The organism is Streptomyces sp. NPDC056486, from assembly GCF_042795295.1.
Classification (GTDB): Bacteria; Actinomycetota; Actinomycetes; order Streptomycetales; family Streptomycetaceae; genus Streptomyces.
The window spans coordinates 1-19092 of sequence record NZ_JBHTSF010000164.1 but is presented as its reverse complement, the minus strand read 5'-3'; the positions used below and the strand labels follow the sequence as shown (position 1 = coordinate 19092).

Genomic DNA, 19092 nt, shown 5'->3' with positions numbered 1-19092 from the left:
CCCACCCGATTACCCGGGGTGATTGGGCGGGTGGGTGGGAGACATCCGCCGCGAAGCGGTGGACGAGAGAGCCCGCACACCAAGCGGTGGACGAAAGGGCCCGCGCACCCAGCGCACCCGGCGGCGGATATGCGAGGGGCCGGTTCCCCGCCAGGTGACCCCACCGGGTGAGGTAGAGCGAGGCCCAGCAAGACACACCCCCAGCCCCCGCCCCCCGGCGAGAGAAAAGCGGACAGCCCGTCGACGGGGGGAGTTCGACGGGCTGCCGGTGGTGCCGCTATGGCTCAAGCGCCGGGCGCGCGCGAGGCGCCCGGTCGAAAAATCAGTGGACCGAGTGCTCCGCGGCGGGGAACGCCCCGCCCACCACATCCTCCGCGAACGCCCTGGCCGCGCCGCTCATCACGGCCCGCAGATCCGCGTACTGCTTCACGAAGCGCGGCATCTTGCCGCCCGTGAGGCCCAGCATGTCCGTCCAGACCAGGACCTGCGCGTCGCAGCCGGCGCCCGCGCCGATCCCGACCGTCGGGATGTGGAGGGAGCTGCTGACCTCGGCCGCCAGCTCCGCGGGAACCAGTTCGAGGACGACCGCGAACGCGCCCGCGTCCTGCGCGGCCTTCGCGTCGCTCAGAAGGCGGTGCGCCGCCTCGTCGCCGCGGCCCTGCACGCGGTAGCCCATGGTGTTCACGGACTGCGGCGTGAGACCGAGGTGGGACATGACCGGGATGCCGGAGGAGACGAGCAGCTCGGTCTGGGGGAGGGAGCGTTCGCCGCCCTCCAGCTTCACCGCGCCGACTCCGGCCTCCTTCACCAGGCGCGTCGCCGAGCGAAGGGCCTGGACGGGGCCCTCCTGGTACGAGCCGAAGGGCAGGTCGCCGACGATCAGGGCACGCGACGTGCCCCGTACGACGGCCGCGGACAGCATGGTCATCTCGTCGAGGGTGACGGGCACGGTCGTCTCGTACCCGAGGTGACAGTTGCCCGCCGAGTCGCCGACCAGCATCACGGGGATCCCGGCCTCGTCGAAGACGGACGCGGTCATCGCGTCGTACGCGGTGAGCATGGGCCACTTCTCGCCCCGCTCCTTGGCGGCGGTGATGTCCCGGACAGTGATGCGGCGGGTGCTCTTGCCTCCGTACAGCGCCTTGCTGCTGTCGGCCTTGCTGCTGTCGGTGGACCGGCTCGCCGCGGCCGCGGCGCCCGCAGGCTCGTTCTGGGCAGCCGAAAGTTGCGTCATCGCAACGGCTCCTTCTCTTATCTCGAGGCACCCTGACGGCGTCCCCGGATCCTCTCCATGGTGGCATCGCGTGCCGCTCGTCGGCTAGTGGACCCTTCGGTAAAGTCTTTACAATACGAGACGGTCTCGTATCGAAATGGCCCTAGGGTTGGAGCCATGACTACTCCCGTCGGCACCACCCCGCGCATACCGGAAGCCGTCCACCGGCGCCGTTGGGCGATCCTCGGCGTCCTGATGCTGAGCCTGCTGATCGTGGTGCTCGACAACTCGATCCTGAACGTCGCCATCAAGACGATCTCGACCCCGGAGCCCACGGGCCTCGGTGCCACCCAGGGCGACCTGGAATGGGCCATCAACGCCTACACGCTGGTCTTCGCCGGGCTGCTCTTCACCGCGGGTCTGCTCGGTGACCGGCTCGGCCGCAAGAGGATGCTGCTCGTGGGCCTCGCCGTCTTCGGCGTCGGCTCCGCGCTCGCCGCCGAATCGGGATCACCCCTCCAACTCATCCTGTTCCGCGCGGTGATGGGCTTCGGCGCCGCCTTCGTGATGCCCGCCACCCTCGCCGTCCTGATGAACGTCTTCGAGCGCGACGAGCAGCCCAAGGCCATCGGCATCTGGGCGGGCGGCGTCGGCCTCGCCATCGCGATCGGGCCCATCACCGGCGGCGTACTCCTCGACCACTTCTGGTGGGGCTCGGTCTTCCTGGTGAACGTGCCGATCGTGATCGTCGCGATCGGACTCATGATCTGGCTCGTCCCCGAATCGCGCGACCCCAAGCCGGGCCGGATCGACCTGGTGGGCGTGGGCCTGTCCGTCGTCGGCCTCGTCCTGCTCGTCTACGGCATCATCAAGGGCGGCCAGCTCGCCGACTTCACCGACCCCGCCGTCCTCGCGACCATCCTCGCGGGCATCGCCGTACTCGTCGGCTTCGTGCTGTACGAGAAGCGCAGCGACCACCCCTCCATCGACATCTCGTACTTCAAGAACCGCGTCTTCTCGGCGGCGATCAGCTCCCTCGCGCTCGTCTTCTTCGCGCTCATGGGCGTGACGTTCTTCGCGGTCTTCTACACGCAGAGCGTGCGCGGCTACTCGCCGCTCAAGACCGGCCTGTTGATGCTGCCGCTCGCCGCGGCGCAGCTCATCTTCGCGCCGCGCGCCCGCCTCGTCGTCGACCGCTTCGGCGTCCGCGCCGTGTGCGCGGGCGGACTGCTGCTCCTCGCCGCGATGCTCGCCGCCTTCACGACGCTCGAAGCCGATACGCCGATCTGGCTCCTGGAAGTCATCTTCTTCCTGATGGGCACCGGGATGGCGCACATCATGACGCCCGCCAGCGTCGTCATCATGCAGGCGCTGCCCCGCGAGAAGGCGGGCTCCGCCTCCGCGCTGAGCAACACCTTCCGTCAGGTCGGCGGCGCACTGGGTATCGCGGTGCTCGGCTCCGTGCTCTCCGCGGCCTACCGCAGCGGCGTCGAGGACAAGCTGACCCTGCTGCCCGCCGACATACGGCACACCGCGGGCGAGTCCATCGAGGCCACCCTCGGTGTCGCGGCCAAGCTCGGCCCGCGCGGCGAACCGCTGGTGACCGCGGCCCACGACTCCTTCCTGCACGCCATGCACATCACGGCGCTCTGCGGCGCGGGCGTCGCCCTGATCGGCGTCGTGGTCGTCGCCCTGTTCCTGCCGGGCCGTACGCCACAGGAGCCGGAGGCGGAGCAGAAGGAGACCGACCCGGTGGGCGCGGGGCACTGACCGGCGGGGGCACTGACCGGCGGGGGTAGTGAACAGAGGTGGGGGAGCGACTGGGGGTGCCGGGCCGGACAGGAGGGACAATCGGCCTGGCAGAGCGTCGGACGACGAGAGATGGAGCAGACAGACGTGGCCCACATCGCCAAAGGCGTCCGGGGGCGCCCCCGCAGTGAGGCCGTGGAGCGGTCGATCGTCGAGGGCGTCCTGAAGATGATCGAGGACGGTGTGCCCCTCGCCGACCTCTCCATCGAGCGGATCGCGCGCACGGCGGGTGTCGGCAAGGCCACCATCTACCGCCGCTGGAGCGGCAAGGAAGAGCTCTTCGTCGACATCCTGCGCGGCGTGGACGATCCGCAGCCCGAGCTGGCCGGGGACTCGATGCGCGGCGATCTCATCACCTGCCTCGACCATCTGCGCAGACGCGGCGTGAACATGCGCTCCTCCGCACTCCTGCACAACGTCTTCGCGCAGATGAAGAGCCTGCCGAAGCTGTGGGAGGCGTACCACGCGACCGTCGTCGAACCGCAGCGCCGCGTCCTGATCGGCGTGCTGCGCCGCGGCGTCGAGAACGGCGAACTGCGCGCGGACGTCGACATCGTCCTTGCCAACGACCTCTTCGTCGGCCCCATGCTCGTGCGCACCGTCCTGCGCTCCGACGCGCCGCTCGACGAGGACCTCGCCGAGCGGATCGTGGACACCGTTCTGGCGGGACTGCGGCCTCCGGGGTGAATGTGAGTGTTTCGTTACAGAGGCCCGTTGTGCGGTGAGATGTGGAACTCGCCGCGCCACCCCGCTCGTCCTTGTCCCGTACGGCCGTCACGAACGGCGGGGAGGACACCCGTTCATCGCCTAGGGTTTCAGAGGCGAGGACGGTGGCACGGCATCAGTGAGGCGACGAGCGTATGGCGCAGGCGTATGTGACGGAGACGGACAGCGACGGTTCGGGACCCGGCCGCCAGGGGTCCCGGTTCCGACGCCTGATCCAGGGATGGCGCGGCGACCGGGGCATCTGGAGGCGTGGGCTCGTCACGGCAGGGGTCGCGCTGCTGCTCGCCCTGGTGATGCTCTTCCACGCACAGATTCCGAACGGCGTCGGCAACCTCGGCAGCCTCATCGAGACGTTTCTGCCCTGGCTCGGCATCCTCGTCCCGGTGCTTCTCGTCATCGGCTTCGTGCGCAAGTCCGCCACCGCGCTGATCGCCGCGCTGCTTCCGGCTGTCATCTGGGTGAACTCTTTCGGCGGCCTGATCTACGACAAGTCCGGTACGGGCGGCGACCTGACGGTGGCGACGCACAACGTGAACGCGGAGAACGGCGACCCGTCGGGCACCGCCCGTGACGTCGCCGCGTCCGGCGCCGACGTCGTGGCGCTCGAGGAGCTCACGGCGGGCGCCGTCCCGACGTACGAGAAGGCCCTGGCCGGCACCTACAAGTACCACTCGGTGCAGGGCACGGTCGGCCTCTGGAGCAAGTACCCGCTGACCGGCACGAAGCCCGTCGACATCAAGCTGGGCTGGACCCGCGCGATGCGGACGACGGTCGACAGCCCCAAGGGCAAGGTCGCCGTGTACGTCGCCCACATGCCGTCGGTGCGGGTCAAGCTGGACGCGGGCTTCACCGCCAACCAGCGTGACGCGAGCGCCGACGCGCTTGGCGAGGCGATCGCCGACGAGCAGAACTCCAAGATCGTGCTGCTCGGCGACCTGAACGGCACGATGAACGACCGCGCCCTGAACACGATCACCTCGCAGATGCGGTCCACGCAGGGCGCGGCCGGCAACGGCTTCGGGTTCAGCTGGCCTGCGTCGTTCCCGATGGCGCGGATCGACCAGATCATGGTCAAGGGCGTCGAGCCGCTGTCGTCGTGGACGCTGCCGAAGACGCCCAGCGACCACCTGCCGATCGCGGCGCGCCTCGAGCTCTAGCCTCTGACCGGCTGGGGAGGAGGGCGGGGCAGTTCTGCCCGCGGGCCCGTCGTGGCTGGTCGCGCGGTTCCCCGCCCCTTCGGGCGCGGCCCCTTCCGCCACGTGATGCACATCCGTTTTTAACCTCACGGAATACTGGGCCTGAGAGGCTTTGTTCCGCTAGTAAACTTACGGAACACCCGTCCCCCCTGCAGCTCTCCTGATGCTGCCTCGCATCCCTCTCGCGCTCCCCGGAAGGTTCTTCATGCCCCTGGCCCTGCTCGCCCTAGCCGTGGGCGCCTTCGGCATCGGCACGACCGAGTTCGTGATGATGGGCCTGCTGCCCAATGTCGCCGACGACCTGGGCATATCCATCCCCACCGCCGGTCACCTCGTCTCGGCGTACGCCCTGGGCGTCGTCATCGGCGCCCCGCTGCTCGCCGCGGTCACCGCGCGCATGCCGCGGCGCCGGGTCCTCATCGGCCTGATGGTGCTCTTCGTCGTCGGCAACGCGCTGTCGGCCGCCGCCCCCGACTACCACTGGCTGATGGCCGCCCGCTTCCTGAGCGGCCTTCCGCACGGCGCGTTCTTCGGCGTCGGCGCGGTGGTCGCCACCGGCCTGGTGGCTCCCGAGCGCAAGGCGCGCTCGGTCTCTCTGATGTTCCTCGGCCTGACCGTCGCCAACATCGTGGGCGTGCCCGTGGCCACGGCCATGGGGCAGCAGCTCGGCTGGCGCGCGACGTTCCTCGCGGTCAGCGCGATCGGCCTCGTGGCGATAGCGACGCTGGCCTTCTTCGTACCCGCCGACCACGGCCACGGCGAGAGCGGCGGCCTGCGCGGCGAGATCCGGGCGCTCGGCAGCGTTCCGGTGTGGCTCGCGCTCGGTACGACCGTCGCCGGTTTCGGCGCGCTGTTCTCCGCGTACAGCTATGTGACGCCCATGCTCACGGACGCGGCGGGCTACGCCGAATCCAGCGTCACCTTGCTGCTCGCGCTGTTCGGTGTCGGCGCGACGGCGGGCAACCTGCTCGGCGGCCGGCTCGCCGACCACTCCCTGCGGGGCACGCTCTTCGGCGGACTCACGGCCCTTGTCGTGGTCCTCGCCCTGTTCCCGCTCCTGATGGGGACGGCGTGGAGCGCCGCGATCGCCGTGATGCTGCTCGGCATGGCGGCGTTCACGACGGGTTCGCCCCTGCAGCTGATGGTCATGGAGAAGGCGTCCGCCGCCCCCTCCCTTGCCTCGTCCGCGAACCAGGCCGCGTTCAACCTCGCCAACGCGGGTGGCGCGTGGGTCGGCGGCCTCGCCCTGGCCGCGGGCTTCGGGGTCACCTCTCCGGCACTGACGGGCGCGGCCCTTGCCGTGCTCGGCCTCGGGGTGGCCGGAGTGGCGTATCTGGTGGACCTGCGGTCGCCCGCGCCCGTGCCTGCGGCGGGCAGTGAGCGGCTCGTGGCTTCGGGGGAGCCTCAGCGGGAGATGACCCGGCGGTAGCGCTCCTCGTTCTCTGGTGACGTGTGGGCGGGCGACCGACCCGCCCACACGTCACCGTCAGACGGATTCCCGCCAGCGATTAGTAATCGGCAGCCGCCGGTCCTTGCCGAAGCCCTTCGCGGAGATCTTCGTGCCCGGCGGGTACTGCCGCCGCTTGTACTCGGCGGTGTCCACCATCCGCAGCGTCTTCACGACCAGCTCCCGGTCGTACCCGGCGGCCACGATCGCGTCCGCGCCCTGGTCGCGGTCCACGTACATCTCCAGGATCGCGTCGAGGACGGGATAGTCCGGCAGCGAGTCCGTGTCCACCTGGTCGGGCCGCAGCTCCGCGCTCGGCGGCTTGCTGATGGAGTTCTCCGGGATCGGCGGGGTCTGCCCCCGGTCGACGGCCGCGCGGTTGCGCCACTCGGAGAGCCGGAAGATCAGGGACTTGTAGACGTCCTTGATCGGCCCGTACGCCCCGACCGAGTCGCCGTAGAGCGTCGAATACCCCACCGCGAGCTCGGACTTGTTGCCCGGGGCGAGGACGATGTGGCCCTCCTGGTTGGAGAGGGCCATCAGCATCGTGCCGCGCAGCCGCGACTGGAGGTTCTCCTCGGCGAGCCCGGTCAGGCCGAGCGACCCCATGTACGCGTCGAACATCGGTCCGATCGGCACGGTCCGGAAGTTCAGCCCCGTACGCCGGGCCAGGTCTTCCGCGTCACTGATGGAGTGGTCCGACGAGTAGCGCGACGGCATGGCGACGCCGTACACGTTCTGCGCGCCGAGCGCGTCGCAGGCGATCGCTGCGGTGAGCGCGGAGTCGATGCCTCCGGAGAGGCCGATCAGGACGCTGCTGAACCCATTCTTCGCGGCGTACGCACGCAGCCCGACGACCAGCGCCGAGTACACCTCTTCGTCGTCGTCGAGCCGCTCGGCGTACCCGCCGGTGAGCTCGGGCTCGTACGCGGCGACGGGCTCCTGCGAGAGCGTGACGTGCTCGATCCGCAGCCCGTCGTCCACGATGCCCGACGGCGGCTCGACAGCGGCGGCGGGCAGCTCCAGATCGAGGACCACACAGCCCTCGGAGAACTGCGGCGCCCGCGCGATGACTTCGCCGTCCCGGTCCACGACGACCGAGTCACCGTCGAAGACGATCTCGTCCTGGCCGCCGATCATGGCGAGGTAGGCGGTGGTGCAACCGGCTTCCTGCGCGCGCTTGCGCACAAGCTCGAGGCGCTGGTCGTCCTTGTTCCGCTCGTACGGCGACGCGTTGATGGAGAGCAGGAGGCCCGCCCCCGCGGTGCGCGTCGCCGGGACGCGGCCGCCGTCCTGCCAGAGGTCCTCGCAGATGGCGAGCGCCACGTCGACGCCGTGCACGCGCACGATCGGCAGGGTCTCGCCCGGCACGAAGTAGCGGAACTCGTCGAAGACGCCGTAGTTCGGCAGGTGGTGCTTGGAGTACGTCAGGACGGCCTCCCCGCGGTGCAGTACGGCGGCGGCGTCACGCGGCGCACCCGCCGGCTGGCCGTACTTCGGCTTGGCCTCCTCGGTGCGGTCGAGATAGCCGACGACGACCGGCAGCTCGCCGTACCCCTCGTCGTTCAGCCGCGCGGCGAGCGTGCGCAGCGCCTTCCGCGAGGCGTCGACGAAGGACGAGCGCAGGGCGAGGTCCTCGACGGGATAGCCGGTCAGCGCCATCTCGGGAAACGCGACGAGGTGCGCTCCCTGCTCGGCGGAGTGCCGGGTCCAATGGACGATCGCCTCGACGTTCCCGGCGAGATCGCCGACGGTCGAGTCGATCTGATTCAGGGCGAGGCGTAGTTGAGGCACGGGGCCCAGTGTAATCGTCAAAGCGACGCGATGCCCCCCGGGGCGGGTGTGGGGCGCCCCGCAGAAAGGGGACGCCCCACGGGGTCGAAGGTCAGCTGCGGTAGCCGAGGACCGTCATCATTCCTGCCTCCGAGTGGTAGACGTTGTGGCAGTGGATCATCCACAGGCCCGGGTTGTCGGCGTCGAAGTCCACCGTCAGGGTGCCGTTCGGCAGGATGACCGCGGTGTCCTTGCGGGGGCCGCCCGCCACGTTCGCCAGGGTGAACGTGTGGCCGTGCAGATGGACCGGATGCCACATCGACGTCGAGTTGGCGAAGACCAGACGGACGCGTTCGCCCGCGCGGACCGGGTGGCGCTGGTCAGGGGAGTAGGGCTTCTTGTCGAAGGCCCAGTCGTACTTCGCCATCCCGCCGGTCAGTTGGATCCTGATCGTCCGGTCGGGCTTGCGGGACCGGAGGGCGACCGACCGCGCCGCCCGCAGCTTGTCCGCCGTCAGGAGGCGGCCCTTCAGCTCCTTGGGCCGGGTCGAGGGAGAGGGTGCGGCGCCGCCGCCCGTGCGCAGGACCGCGAGGGCGGACGCCTTCTTGCCCTCGGCCGCCGCGGTCAGCGGAAACGCGCCGTCCTTGGCGGTGACCAGGACGTCGTAGCGCTCGCCCATGCCGAGCAGCAGCGCGTCCGTCTTCGCGTGCTCCACCGGGAAGCCGTCCGTGTGCGTCACCGTCATCTCATGGCCGCCGAGCGCCACCCGGAAGGCCGTGTCGCCGCCCGCGTTGATGATGCGCAGGCGGATGCGGTCGCCGGGGCGGGCCTTGAAGGAGGAAGGGGCGTCCGGTGTACGGCCGTTGATCAAGTAGTACGGGTACGCCACGTCGCCCGCGTCCCCGCCGAGCAGGTCGCTCTTGGCGCCCATCATCATCCGGGAGGGCCCTGAGGGTTTCGAGGATGCCGACGGCTTGGCGTCGGGCTTCGGTGTCGCGTCGGTCCGCAGCGACATGTTCGACATGTCGTGGCCGCCGTGGTCCATGCCGCCCGTGCCACCTCCCTCGTCACCGTCGCCGCCCATGTCGTGGCCGCTCATGCCCTTGCTGAGCTCCGCGAGCACGGCGTCCGGTGTCGAGCCGTCCACCCCGTCGACCCAGTCGTCCAGAACGACGACCCACTCCTTGTCGTACTTCAGGGGCTCCTTGGGGTCCTCGACGATCAGTGGTGCGTACAGACCGCGGTCCTGCTGCGTGCCCGAGTGGGGGTGGAACCAGTACGTCCCCGGGTGCGGCACGGCGAAGCGGTAGGTGAAGTCGGCGCCCGGCTTGACGGCCTTCTGGGTGAGACCGGGGACGCCGTCCATGTCGTTGCGCAGGGCGAGGCCGTGCCAGTGCAGGGATGTGGCCTGAGGGAGGTGGTTGGCGAGGGTGAGGTCGAGGGTGTCGCCCGCGGTGACGCGGACTTCCTTGCCGGGCAGCTGGTCGCCGTACGCCCAGGTATTGACCGTACGGCCGCCGATGTCGAGCTTGGCCGTCATGGCCATGAGCTTCACCTCGCGGACCGTGCCGCCGCCCGCTCGCTTCTTCTCGGCGTCGGCGACTTCCGTGCCGGCCGGGTCGACATAGCCATCGGGGCGGTCGCCGGGCTCGGAGCCGCCGCTGTGCCCGGCATGGCCGGAGTCCGGCCCTGAGCCGGAACAGGCCGTCAGGATTCCCGAACCGGCGACGGCGGTCGCGGCGCCGAGCAGAGTGCGGCGCGAAGGGGCGGGGATCGAAGGGGTGGGGTTCGAGGGGGTGCGCAGGGGTTGATTGCGCATGGCTGAGTACACCTCGTCGGAGTGGTGCGTGCAGATGGGCGCATCTGCTGCTTCTGACGCGCGGGCAGCGCGAAGCAGCCGGTGCGTCGGCCTAAATGCGCAGCACGGAGAGGTGGGAGAGGAGTATGCGGGGCGGCGGCGGATTGGGCCGAAGGCCGTCGAGCAGCCGGGCGAGCGGACGCGCGGGCGCGGCGAAGCCGCCGGGTCGCAGCAGTCCCGCCTTCAGGAGCAGGACGAGGGTGAGCGCGGCAAGGACGGCCAGGCACACGGACAGCGGGTCCATCCCGCCCATTCCGGCGGGCACCGACGTGGCCACGGTGAGCGGCGGCCGAGCGTGGACGCGCTCGCCCGGCGCCATGCCGCCCGCGCTCATCTCATGCTGACCGGCGGCTTGTTCGGGTTGATGGTCGGGCCGCCCGCTTCCGCTTCCGCTTGCGTGGCTGGTCGGGTGGCTCGCCGAGTGGTCCGTCGGGTGGCCCAGCGTATGCATCGTCACGATGCCGAAGAGCAGCGCGGCGAGCAGCAGGAGCTGTCCGCCGTTCGCTGATCTCTTCGTGACCGCCATGGGCGGAACTTTACCCCCGGCGGGTATTCGGCAACATGCGGCCCCCCGGTACTCCGCTGATCATGAGCCCATGCCGATTACGGTCAAACCGTCGCAAAAGCGAGAGTGGGCCCGCCCCGATCGCAGGCCGCGCCCCACCACTGCTCACCCCACCGCTGTCCACCCCACCACCGCTCGCGCCGCCACCGCCGTCTCGCTCCTGCTGGCGCTCGGCGCGGTCGCCTACAGCGCGTGGGTCCTCGAACCCTTCCTGGGGACGGGCCTCTCGCCGGTCAGTTCGTACGTGAGTGAACTCGCAGCCCGCGACCAGCCCTACAGCACGCTGTTCCGCACGACCGACCTGGCCGCGGGCCTGCTGATCCTCGCGGGCGCGGGGGGCGCGCTGCTGTGGCTGCCGCGCCGGTGGGGCGCGGTCGTGGGGTGGGCCGGGCTCGCGCTGTTCGGGGCGGCCACCGTTGTCGACTCCCGGCTGGCGATGAGCTGCGCGCCGACCGCCGATGCTGCCTGTGCGGCGAGGGAGCGGGCGGGTCTCGTGCCCGCCGCCCACGCGGCGCACGTGGTGAGCAGTAGTGTCGCGGCGACGGGGGCGCTGGTGGGGATGGTGGTCCTGACGCTCGCCGCGCGGCGGTACGGGATCCTGCCCTCCCTCGCGAGCCCGCCCGGCCTCCTCCTCGTACTCCTCGAACTGGCCGCCACTACATGGACCTTGGCCGCTATCGCCGCCTTCGACGCGGGGTACGGCATGTGGGCGCTGGGGGCGGGGCAGCGGCTTCAGGTGCTGCTCATCGCGGTCTGGATGGGGTTCCTCGCGCGTTCGGTGGTGCGGCGCGGGTGAGTTTCGTACGGATCGGGGGAGTGCCGCATCACGTGGAGGTGGCGGGGAGCGGGCCGGTGTGTGTGCTGAGTGCGGGGCTCGGGCTCGCGTGGTTCGACTGGGACGCGGTGGTGGAGCGTCTCGCCCCGTGGCGCACGGTCGTCCGCTTCGATCGGCCGGGCTCTGGCCTGAGCGGGCACGCGGGCGTGCCGCCCACGCTCGCGGGCGAGGCCGAGCGGATCGTGCGGACCCTGGACGCACTGGGCTTCCCCGGACCGGCCACCGTGGTCGGGCACTCGCTCGCGGGCTTCCACTGCGAGGCGTTCGCCCGCCTCTTTCCGGCGCGTACGTCGGGCCTGGTCCTGGCCGACTCCAGCGTCGAGGAGCGACCGGGGGTGCGGGTCCCGCGCGAGGTACGGGTGGGGGTGGCGCGGGTGTTCGGGGCGGTACTCGGCCGGGTGGGGCTGCCGCGGGCGGTGGGGCCGGTTCTGCGGAGGGTGGCGGTGCGGGGCGACTTGGCATCGGCGGGTGAGGTGAGGCGGGTCTATGGGGCGAGCCGTGTGCTGCGGGGGGCGCTCCTGGAGTACGCGACGTACGGCGACATGGTCGTCGAACTTGCCGCTCTCCGCCGAGAGTTCCCTCTCCGGGGGCGGATTCCGGTGACGGTGCTCGCCGCGTACTCGGGGGGCGGGGTGGGGTGGCTCGACCGGCAGCGGGCCCTCGCCGCATCGCTCGACGCGGGCTTCCGTGTCGCGCAACCATCGGGGCACCTGCTGATGCGGGACGCCCCGTCGGTCATGGCGGAGGCGGTGCTGGCCACGCCGCCGTGACGCGTACGCCGCCGTCTAGCGGCGGATCTTTTCCGCCCGCCGCCCACCCGATCATCCTGCAGCAATCGGGTGGGCGGGCAGGCGGCAACCCCTGCCTGCCTAGGCTTTACGGGCGAGCAGGTGAATCGCCCGGAACTGCCGTCGGTCGGTGGGCTCAGGCTCGCGGATCATCCGGGCCGCCTCGGCCAGCCCGGACTCGCGCAGCAGCGCGGCAAGGTGATCGGGCCACCACCGATAGGCCGGGGCGACCGCGTGATCGAAGACCTGCGTCGGGTGAGACGGGTCGTCGCTCGCCGAGAAGCCGATCAGAAGGTGGCCGCCAGGAGCCAGCACGCGGTGGAACTCCGTCAGGATGGCGGGGAGTTCCGGCGGCGGCGTGTGGATGACGGACCAACGGGAGAGTACGCCGCCGAGCTCGCCGTCAGTGATGTTCAACGCGTCCATCGAACCCACGTCGAACCGCAGGCCCGGAGAGGCCTCTCGCGCCAACTCGATCATCGCGGGGGAGGTGTCGACGCCGAACGCGCTCAGCCCCAACTCCACCAGATACGCGGTGATATGGCCGGGCCCACACCCCAGGTCCGCGACCTGGCCGCCCCCGTTCGCGCTCACGGCCTCGGCGAAGGCACCCAAGATCGCGCGGTCCAGGGGGCTGTCGCGCAGCGAGTCGCTGAACAACTGCGCATAGGTGAGGGCAGCGGCGTCGTAACCCTCGCGGGTGGCACTGAGAGCATCGTGTTCGACCATGCTCGCGAGAATAGTTCCAGAGTTCCAGAGTTCCAGAGTTCCTGAGTTCCTGAGTTCCTGGCTTCGGGGCGAGCGGGGAGAAGGCAGGGTGGTTCAGGACATCGCCGAGTCAGGAAGTACCGTCCCTCCGGCTCCCCCGGAGCCCCCGTACGCTCTCCCGGATCACGATGTGCGTCCCCAGCAGATGCCTCTCCTGGCCGGAGCGAGGTGCTCCCGCCAGGGCGAGGCGGACCGCTGTCCGGCCCATTTCCTCCGCGGGGATGTGCACGGTCGTGAGGCCGGGAGTGATGTCCGCGGCCACGGGGTCGTCGTTGTAGCCGACCACCGAGATGTCCTCAGGAACCCGGAGTCCGTACTCCCGCAGTGCGATCATCGTGGCCGCCGCCACCCTGTCGTCGCCCGCGAAGACCGCCGTGAAGTCCGGCCGTCCGTCCGCCTTCTTGAGAAGGTCCATGATCGCCTCGTACCCGTGGTTCTGCCCGAAGCCGATGCCGTGCAGGATCGCCTCCTCGCGCGGCACCCCGTGGTCGGCGAGGGCGCGCAGGTATCCGGCGACACGGGCGTCGCCCGTGGTGTGTCCCGGCCGGTAGCCGATCAGGGCAATCTTGCGGTGGCCCGCGCCCAGCAGATGGCTCGTGATCGCGTACGCGCCCGCCTCGTTGTCGTACTCGACGACCAGCGCGGGGACGTCCGGTGCCGGCGCCGGACGCCCGCACAGGATCAGCCGGGAACCCGCCGCCGCGAGTGCCTCCGCGTACCGCGACATCCGCTCGCGGTACTCGTCGTCCTCGACGACCCCGCCCACAAGCACCACCGCCTCGGCGGCCTGTTCGCGCATCATCTGCACCAGGGCGAGCTCGCGGGCCGGATCGCTGTTCGTCGACGCGACCAGTGTGAGCCTGCCCCGCTGGGCGGCCTCCATCTCCACACCCTGCGCGACATGGGCGTAGAAGGAGCTCACCAGCTCGAACATGAGCACCGCGATCGTCTTGCGGCCCGCCCCCGCCAGGGCGCGCGCGTGCGCGTTGGCGACGTAGTCGAGGTCCTTGACGGCCCGCAGCACCTTTCCGCGCGACGCCGTCGACGTCGGGTAGTTGCCCGCGAGGACCCGCGAGACGGTCGCGACCGAGACGCCCGCACGGGCCGCCACATCGCGGATGGTGACCCGCTCACCCACAGTGTCTCCTCAAGTCCTTGAGTCCTCAGGTACAAGTAGCAGTATCCGGAGCGGGGTTGCCACCAGGGCAGCCCGCCCCCGCCCCGGACCATCATCCCGCGCCCGCCCGGATCAGTGCGCCGCCTCGTACTCCTTCGCGAACTCCTCGTGCGCCTTCGCGCCACCCTGCGTCTGCCACTTCTTGTAGACGCCGTCCCAGTCGGACAGCTTCTTGCGGCCCGAGACGATCGCCGTGACGCCGTCCTCGATGACCTGCTGCATGGAGGCGCCCTGCCGGTTGTACGTGTCCGACATCAGGCCCCAGTGGTCATCGCGCACGAGGTTCGGCACGACCGCCTTCTCCCATGTGTGCAGCCGCTCGGTGAGATCGGCGTAGCCGGGGAAGTACAGCGGCTGCGGTGCGTCCATGAGGTACGGGAAGGGAAGGTTCGTCTTGTTCTCCACCAGGCCGAGGGAGTTGGCGATCGGGTCGCCGTTCTTGTCGTACTCGAAGTGCGTGCCCTCGACGCCCGAGTGCATCAGCTCGTACTCCTTGGAGCCGAAGGGCGACGCCAGCCAGTCCAGGACCCGCAGCATCAGCTTGACGCGGTCCTTGGATGCCTTCTTGATGACGGTGTAGCCGAAGCATCCGCGGTTCTGCTGGTAGACGGGCGTCGCGCCGTCGACCACGTACGGCACGGCGGCGTCCAGCGTGAACTCGTCCTTGATGCCCTGCGCGTTGGAGATGACCGCGCCCCAGCCGTCCGTCATCGAGCGGACCGTGCCGTTCTGGAACTGGGTCTTGAGGTCGACCTGGGAGATCGAGGTGGCGTCGGAGTTGTACGCGCCCGCCTTGCGCATCTTGGACATGTACTCGAGAGCGGCCTTGAACTCGTCGGTCCCGAACATGTCGGTGACCTTGCCGTTCTTGATCTGCCACTGGTTCGGCGCCCCGTGCCACATCGCGTGGTAGAGGTAGCCGAAGAAGCCGACCGAGGAGGCGCCGAGCGCCGACTTCTTGTTCTGCGAGGCCTCGCGCGCCATCGTCTGGAAGTCGCCCGCCGCCATGCCCGGCTTGTAGCCCGCCTTGGTGAAGGCCTCGCGGTTGATGAACATCGCCCCCTGCACCTTGGCACGCTCGATCGGGAGGCCGTAGATGCGGCCGGAGACGCGGCCCATGCCCTCCCACGCGTACGTGGGGATGTTGGCGAGGTTCGGGTAGTCGTTCACCGCGTCGCCCGACAGGTGCTCCGAGAGGTCCGCGCACCGCGACTGGACGAACTGTGACTCGCGCGGCAGGACGTAACCGCCACCGAAGTTGATCATGTCGGGCAGGTCGTCGCCGGACATGAGGGTGGACATCTTGGAGCGGAAGTCCGCGTCCGGCACGACCGAGAACTCCACCTCGACACCGAGGGCCTCGTTCATCGCCTGCCAGAACTTGTTCGATCCGACCGGCTTCGGCGGGGTGCCGTAGGTGATGGTCATGACCTTGATCTTCTGCTTGCCGTTGCCCGGCTTCTCGGCCGTCGCCGCGACCAGCTTCTCCGGGTACTTGGTGAACCCGGGCTGCACGCCCTCGGCACTGGGCGCGAGGTCGGGCTTGGGGCCCTTGGCGGGCGTGTACGTCGGCCAGGGCGCCGCCTTCTTGTTGGCGTTGCTGACCGAACCGCCGCCGCTCGAATCCGTGGAACAGGCGGTGAGCAGGGAGGGGGCCGCGACCGCGGCCCCGCCGACGGCTATGGAGCGCAGCAGCGTACGGCGCGACATCGAGGAACCGGACACAGTGTCAACCTTTCAAAACTTGGGGAATTGGCTCAGCTCTTGATGGCGCCCGTGAGCACGCCCTTGGTGAAGTACTTCTGGAGGAAGGGGTAGACGACCAGGATCGGCACGGTGGCGATCACCAGGACGGCCATCTGCATCGTCTGCGGGGCCGAGACGTTCGAGGCGTCGCTCAGTCCGGTGTCCGCGATCTGCGAGCCGCCCATGACGTACGTACGCAGGACCTGCTGGAGCGGCCAGTGGTCGGACTCCAGATAGATCGAGGCGTGGAACCAGGCGTTCCAGTAGCACACCGCGTAGAAGAGACCGACCACCGCGAGGGCCGCCTTGGAGAGCGGGAGCACGACCCGCCACAGGATCTGCCAGTCGTTCGCGCCGTCGAGCCGCGCCGCCTCGTACAGCTCCTCCGGGACGCCCTGGAAGAAGCCCCGCAGGACGACCAGATTGAAGACGTTGATGAGGACGGGGGCGATCAGGGCGCTGTAGCTCTCCAGCATTCCCATGCCTTTGACAAGGAGGAACGCGGGGATCATGCCGGGCGGGAAGAGGAACGTGAAGAGGACGACCAGGAGGATCGGCTTTCCCCCGTACACCTTGGGGCGGCTCAGCGCGTACGCGAGGAACGTCGTGCACGCCAGCGAGGCGAGGGTGCCGATGATCGTGACGCCCGCGCTGACGCCGAGCGCCTTGGTGACGATGCCGCCCTCGAAGACCTGCTCGTAGGCGCGCAGGGTCGGGTGGGTCGGCCACAGGACCCAGCCGCCGTTGGCGATGACCTCGCGGTTCGAGGCGAACGACGTCGAGATGATGACGAGGAACGGCACGAAGACCATGACCAGGATGGTGACGATCGCCAGGGCCTTGGCCACCTGGGTGACCGGCTTCGGCTTCTCCATCCAGGAGGGGCGGACGGGGCGTGCGGGACGAGCGGGTCGTGCAGGGCGCTCGGGACGTCGTACAGGGCGTACCGCGGCGGATTTCGTGCTCGTGCTCGTACTCACTTGTAGACCCCCTGCTCGCCGAGGCGATGGGCGACCTTGTTGGCCGCGAAGACGAGAATCGCGCCGACCACGCCCTTGAACAGGCCCGCCGCCGCGGCGTATCCGGTGTCGCCGCCGACGATGCCCTGCCAGAAGACGAAGGTGTCGAGCACCTCACCGGCCTCGGGCCCCACCGACTGCCGTTGCAGCAGCATCTGTTCGAAGCCGACGGAGAGGATGTCGCCGAGCCGCATGATCAGCAGCAGGATGACGACCGGCCGGATGGACGGCAGCGTCACGTGCCAGAAGCGGCGCCAGGGGCCGGCGCCGTCGATGGCGGCGGCCTCGTACTGCTGCTCGTCCACCTGCATCAGCGCGGCGAGGAAGATGATCGTGCCCCAGCCCGCGTCCTTCCAGACGACCTGCGCGACGACGAGCGCGGGGTACGCGTCCGGGTTGCCGATGATGTCGACGGAAGTCAGACCCGCCTGCCCGAGCACGGAGTTGAGCAGGCCGGTGTCGGCGAGCACCTGCTGGAACAGGGCCACGACGATGACCCACGACAGGAAGTGCGGGAGGTAGACCACCGACTGCACGAAGCGCCGCGTCAGGTCCGAGGTCAGGCTGTGCAGGAGCAGGGCGAGGCCGAGCGGGACCGGGAAGAAGAAGACCAGTTGGAGCACCGCGAGGAAGAGCGTGTTCCAGGTCGCGTGCCAGAAGTCCGCGTCGCCGAACATCCGGTCGAAGTTCTCGAAGCCGACCCAGGGGCTGGCCCAGAGGCCGTCGAAGGGGACGTACTCCTTGAAGGCGACGGCGTTCCCGATGAACGCGCCGTAGTGGAACACCAGGAAGTACGCGACTCCCGGCACCATGAGCAGCAGCAGGACTCGCGAGGAGCGAAACCGTTTCCATCGCTCATCACGCTTGATTTTGTTGCCATTTGGCACGTTACTGCGCTTGCCGGGCGGCTTCACCGCCTCGGTTTCCGTCCGGTCCTTCGTCACCGCTGGCACGGCAGCCCCTCCGTCGTCGGAACAAGGTGACCGGAATCTAAAGCGGTTACTAATCCCGGTCAACCCCCTTGACCCCGCTATCTCTTGACCACCGTCCCGACTTCGGCCTAGCCTCCAGGCGCTGTTGGGTAACCGGTTACTACGAGGGATGGTCACGCGTGGCAGACCAGGCTGCAGAGCTGAAGGGTCCACCGAGTACTCCACCGGGCGGTCCGCCGATCGCAGCGCTCGCCATGAGCGCGGATGTGGCGGACCGGGTGTTCGCCCCCGACATCCGCGAACGGCTCGCCCGCAGCGTGGAGTTGGCACCCGCCCTGCTTGCCGGACCGCTGACCGGGGCCGACGCGCGGGCGGTGCTCGCCGACGCGGAGATCCTGGTCACGGGCTGGAACTGCCCGCCGGTCACGGCGGAGGTCCTCGCGCACGCGCCTCGGCTGCGGGCCCTCGTGCATGCGGCCGGGTCGGTGAAACCCGTGGTCACGGACGCGCTGTGGGACCGGGGCGTGGTGGTCTCATCGGCGGCCGACGCGAACGCGGGGCCCGTCGTGGCCTACACGCTCGCCGCGATCACCTTCGCGTCGAAGGGCGCCCTTTCGACCGCGGCGGGCTATAGCGCCGGGTGGCCGCCCTTCACCGAGCGGACGGGCGCGGACGGCCGCACCATCGGCGTCATCGGGGCGTCCCGTATCGGCCGCGGGGTCATCGCGGCGCTGCGTGCTTCCGACGCGGGTCGGCGCGTGCTGCTCACCGATCCGTACGTCACGGTGGAGGAGGCGGCCGGGCTGGGAGTGGAGCTCGTCGACCTCTCGGAGCTGTGCCGTCGCAGCTCGATCGTCAGCGTCCACGCGCCCCAACTCCCCGCGACCCTGGGCATGGTGAGCGAGGAGATGCTGAAGCTGATCCCGGACGGCGGCACCGTCATCAACACGGCGCGGGGCTCACTGGTCGACACGGAGGCGCTGGCCAGGGAGTGCGGGGCGGGGCGCCTGGACGCGTTCCTGGACGTGACGGACCCCGAGCCGCTCCCTGCGGGGCATCCCTTGCTGGTGCTGCCGAACGTACTGGTCACCCCGCACATCGCCGGGGCGCAGGGGAGCGAGGTGCGCAGGCTCGGGGAGTACGCGGTGGGGGAGGTCGAGCGGTTCGTCAGGGGGGAGGAGCTGCGGGGGCGGCTGCTGAGGGAGGAGTTGCCGCGGACGGCTTGAGGGGGGGGAGTGAG

At 69.9% G+C, this 19092-nt stretch carries 16 protein-coding genes; 7 read left to right on the top strand and 9 right to left on the bottom strand.

The genetic code is table 11. The features are described 5' to 3' along the window. Positions 1 to 322: 322 nt before the first annotated feature. Positions 323 to 1234 (bottom strand): 3-methyl-2-oxobutanoate hydroxymethyltransferase, encoded by a 912-nt coding sequence (panB, locus tag ACFQ7F_RS38385; protein ID WP_383281478.1) that lies wholly within the window; start codon positions 1232 to 1234, stop codon positions 323 to 325. Between the two features lie 156 nt (positions 1235 to 1390). Between panB and ACFQ7F_RS38380 the strand changes: the two genes are divergently transcribed. The 4 genes from ACFQ7F_RS38380 (at position 1391) to ACFQ7F_RS38365 (ending at position 6373) form a co-directional block, all read left to right on the top strand. Continuing rightward, entirely contained in the window at positions 1391 to 2983 is a 1593-nt protein-coding gene (locus ACFQ7F_RS38380; RefSeq protein ID WP_383281475.1) for an MFS transporter, read from the top strand. Between the two features lie 111 nt (positions 2984 to 3094). Beyond that, positions 3095 to 3709 (top strand): TetR/AcrR family transcriptional regulator, encoded by a 615-nt coding sequence (locus ACFQ7F_RS38375; protein ID WP_383281472.1) that lies wholly within the window; start codon positions 3095 to 3097, stop codon positions 3707 to 3709. A 173-nt stretch (positions 3710 to 3882) separates the two neighbouring features. Then, positions 3883 to 4905 carry an endonuclease/exonuclease/phosphatase family protein gene (locus ACFQ7F_RS38370; protein ID WP_383281469.1) on the top strand — a complete coding sequence of 341 codons (1023 nt, stop codon included), beginning with the start codon at positions 3883 to 3885 and terminating at the stop codon, positions 4903 to 4905. Positions 4906 to 5149: 244 nt separating this feature from the next. Beyond that, positions 5150 to 6373: an MFS transporter gene (locus ACFQ7F_RS38365; RefSeq protein WP_383281466.1), complete on the top strand. Its 1224-nt coding sequence runs from the start codon at positions 5150 to 5152 to the stop codon at positions 6371 to 6373. Positions 6374 to 6430: 57 nt separating this feature from the next. Here the strand turns inward: ACFQ7F_RS38365 and ACFQ7F_RS38360 are convergent, their stop codons facing one another. From ACFQ7F_RS38360 to ACFQ7F_RS38350, 3 genes are all read right to left on the bottom strand, one after another. Then, positions 6431 to 8185: an NAD+ synthase gene (locus ACFQ7F_RS38360; protein ID WP_383281464.1), complete on the bottom strand. Its 1755-nt coding sequence runs from the start codon at positions 8183 to 8185 to the stop codon at positions 6431 to 6433. A 91-nt stretch (positions 8186 to 8276) separates the two neighbouring features. Beyond that, complete coding sequence (locus tag ACFQ7F_RS38355) at positions 8277 to 9983, bottom strand: multicopper oxidase family protein (RefSeq protein WP_383281461.1); 1707 nt, start codon at positions 9981 to 9983, stop codon at positions 8277 to 8279. A 91-nt stretch (positions 9984 to 10074) separates the two neighbouring features. After that, positions 10075 to 10548 carry a hypothetical protein gene (locus ACFQ7F_RS38350; RefSeq protein ID WP_383281459.1) on the bottom strand — a complete coding sequence of 158 codons (474 nt, stop codon included), beginning with the start codon at positions 10546 to 10548 and terminating at the stop codon, positions 10075 to 10077. Positions 10549 to 10618: 70 nt separating this feature from the next. Here ACFQ7F_RS38350 and ACFQ7F_RS38345 point away from each other — a divergent pair, with 70 nt between their 5' ends. Further along, the gene (locus ACFQ7F_RS38345; RefSeq protein ID WP_383281456.1) at positions 10619 to 11383 is read left to right on the top strand and encodes a DUF998 domain-containing protein; all 765 of its coding nucleotides are present in this window, start codon (positions 10619 to 10621) and stop codon (positions 11381 to 11383) included. After that, positions 11380 to 12192 carry an alpha/beta fold hydrolase gene (locus ACFQ7F_RS38340; RefSeq protein ID WP_383281453.1) on the top strand — a complete coding sequence of 271 codons (813 nt, stop codon included), beginning with the start codon at positions 11380 to 11382 and terminating at the stop codon, positions 12190 to 12192. The genes ACFQ7F_RS38345 and ACFQ7F_RS38340 overlap by 4 nt, the downstream gene beginning before the upstream one ends. A gap of 99 nt (positions 12193 to 12291) precedes the next feature. Here the strand turns inward: ACFQ7F_RS38340 and ACFQ7F_RS38335 are convergent, their stop codons facing one another. The 5 genes from ACFQ7F_RS38335 to ACFQ7F_RS38315 form a co-directional block, all read right to left on the bottom strand. Then, entirely contained in the window at positions 12292 to 12939 is a 648-nt protein-coding gene (locus ACFQ7F_RS38335) for a class I SAM-dependent methyltransferase (RefSeq protein WP_383281450.1), read from the bottom strand. Between the two features lie 109 nt (positions 12940 to 13048). Next, complete coding sequence (locus tag ACFQ7F_RS38330; RefSeq protein WP_383281447.1) at positions 13049 to 14116, bottom strand: LacI family DNA-binding transcriptional regulator; 1068 nt, start codon at positions 14114 to 14116, stop codon at positions 13049 to 13051. Between the two features lie 111 nt (positions 14117 to 14227). Further along, positions 14228 to 15865: a sugar ABC transporter substrate-binding protein gene (locus ACFQ7F_RS38325; RefSeq protein ID WP_383281444.1), complete on the bottom strand. Its 1638-nt coding sequence runs from the start codon at positions 15863 to 15865 to the stop codon at positions 14228 to 14230. A 47-nt stretch (positions 15866 to 15912) separates the two neighbouring features. Then, positions 15913 to 16776 carry a carbohydrate ABC transporter permease gene (locus ACFQ7F_RS38320; RefSeq protein ID WP_383281441.1) on the bottom strand — a complete coding sequence of 288 codons (864 nt, stop codon included), beginning with the start codon at positions 16774 to 16776 and terminating at the stop codon, positions 15913 to 15915. Positions 16777 to 16877: 101 nt separating this feature from the next. Next, entirely contained in the window at positions 16878 to 17732 is an 855-nt protein-coding gene (locus ACFQ7F_RS38315) for an ABC transporter permease (RefSeq protein WP_383281484.1), read from the bottom strand. Between the two features lie 374 nt (positions 17733 to 18106). Between ACFQ7F_RS38315 and ACFQ7F_RS38310 the strand changes: the two genes are divergently transcribed. Further along, positions 18107 to 19078, top strand: a complete 972-nt coding sequence (locus ACFQ7F_RS38310) for a hydroxyacid dehydrogenase (RefSeq protein WP_383281481.1) — start codon at positions 18107 to 18109, stop codon at positions 19076 to 19078. Positions 19079 to 19092 lie beyond the last annotated feature (14 nt).

Coding starts and splice junctions, on each gene's coding strand:
- panB (WP_383281478.1), bottom strand. CDS start 1,234: ATGACGCAACTTTCGGCTGCCCAGAACGAGCCTGCGGGCGCCGCGGCC.
- ACFQ7F_RS38380 (WP_383281475.1), top strand. CDS start 1,391: ATGACTACTCCCGTCGGCACCACCCCGCGCATACCGGAAGCCGTCCAC.
- ACFQ7F_RS38375 (WP_383281472.1), top strand. CDS start 3,095: ATGGAGCAGACAGACGTGGCCCACATCGCCAAAGGCGTCCGGGGGCGC.
- ACFQ7F_RS38370 (WP_383281469.1), top strand. CDS start 3,883: ATGGCGCAGGCGTATGTGACGGAGACGGACAGCGACGGTTCGGGACCC.
- ACFQ7F_RS38365 (WP_383281466.1), top strand. CDS start 5,150: ATGCCCCTGGCCCTGCTCGCCCTAGCCGTGGGCGCCTTCGGCATCGGC.
- ACFQ7F_RS38355 (WP_383281461.1), bottom strand. CDS start 9,983: ATGCGCAATCAACCCCTGCGCACCCCCTCGAACCCCACCCCTTCGATC.
- ACFQ7F_RS38350 (WP_383281459.1), bottom strand. CDS start 10,548: ATGGCGGTCACGAAGAGATCAGCGAACGGCGGACAGCTCCTGCTGCTC.
- ACFQ7F_RS38345 (WP_383281456.1), top strand. CDS start 10,619: ATGCCGATTACGGTCAAACCGTCGCAAAAGCGAGAGTGGGCCCGCCCC.
- ACFQ7F_RS38335 (WP_383281450.1), bottom strand. CDS start 12,939: ATGGTCGAACACGATGCTCTCAGTGCCACCCGCGAGGGTTACGACGCC.
- ACFQ7F_RS38325 (WP_383281444.1), bottom strand. CDS start 15,865: ATGTCGCGCCGTACGCTGCTGCGCTCCATAGCCGTCGGCGGGGCCGCG.
- ACFQ7F_RS38320 (WP_383281441.1), bottom strand. CDS start 16,776: ATGGAGAAGCCGAAGCCGGTCACCCAGGTGGCCAAGGCCCTGGCGATC.
- ACFQ7F_RS38315 (WP_383281484.1), bottom strand. CDS start 17,732: ATGGTGCCGGGAGTCGCGTACTTCCTGGTGTTCCACTACGGCGCGTTC.
- ACFQ7F_RS38310 (WP_383281481.1), top strand. CDS start 18,107: ATGAGCGCGGATGTGGCGGACCGGGTGTTCGCCCCCGACATCCGCGAA.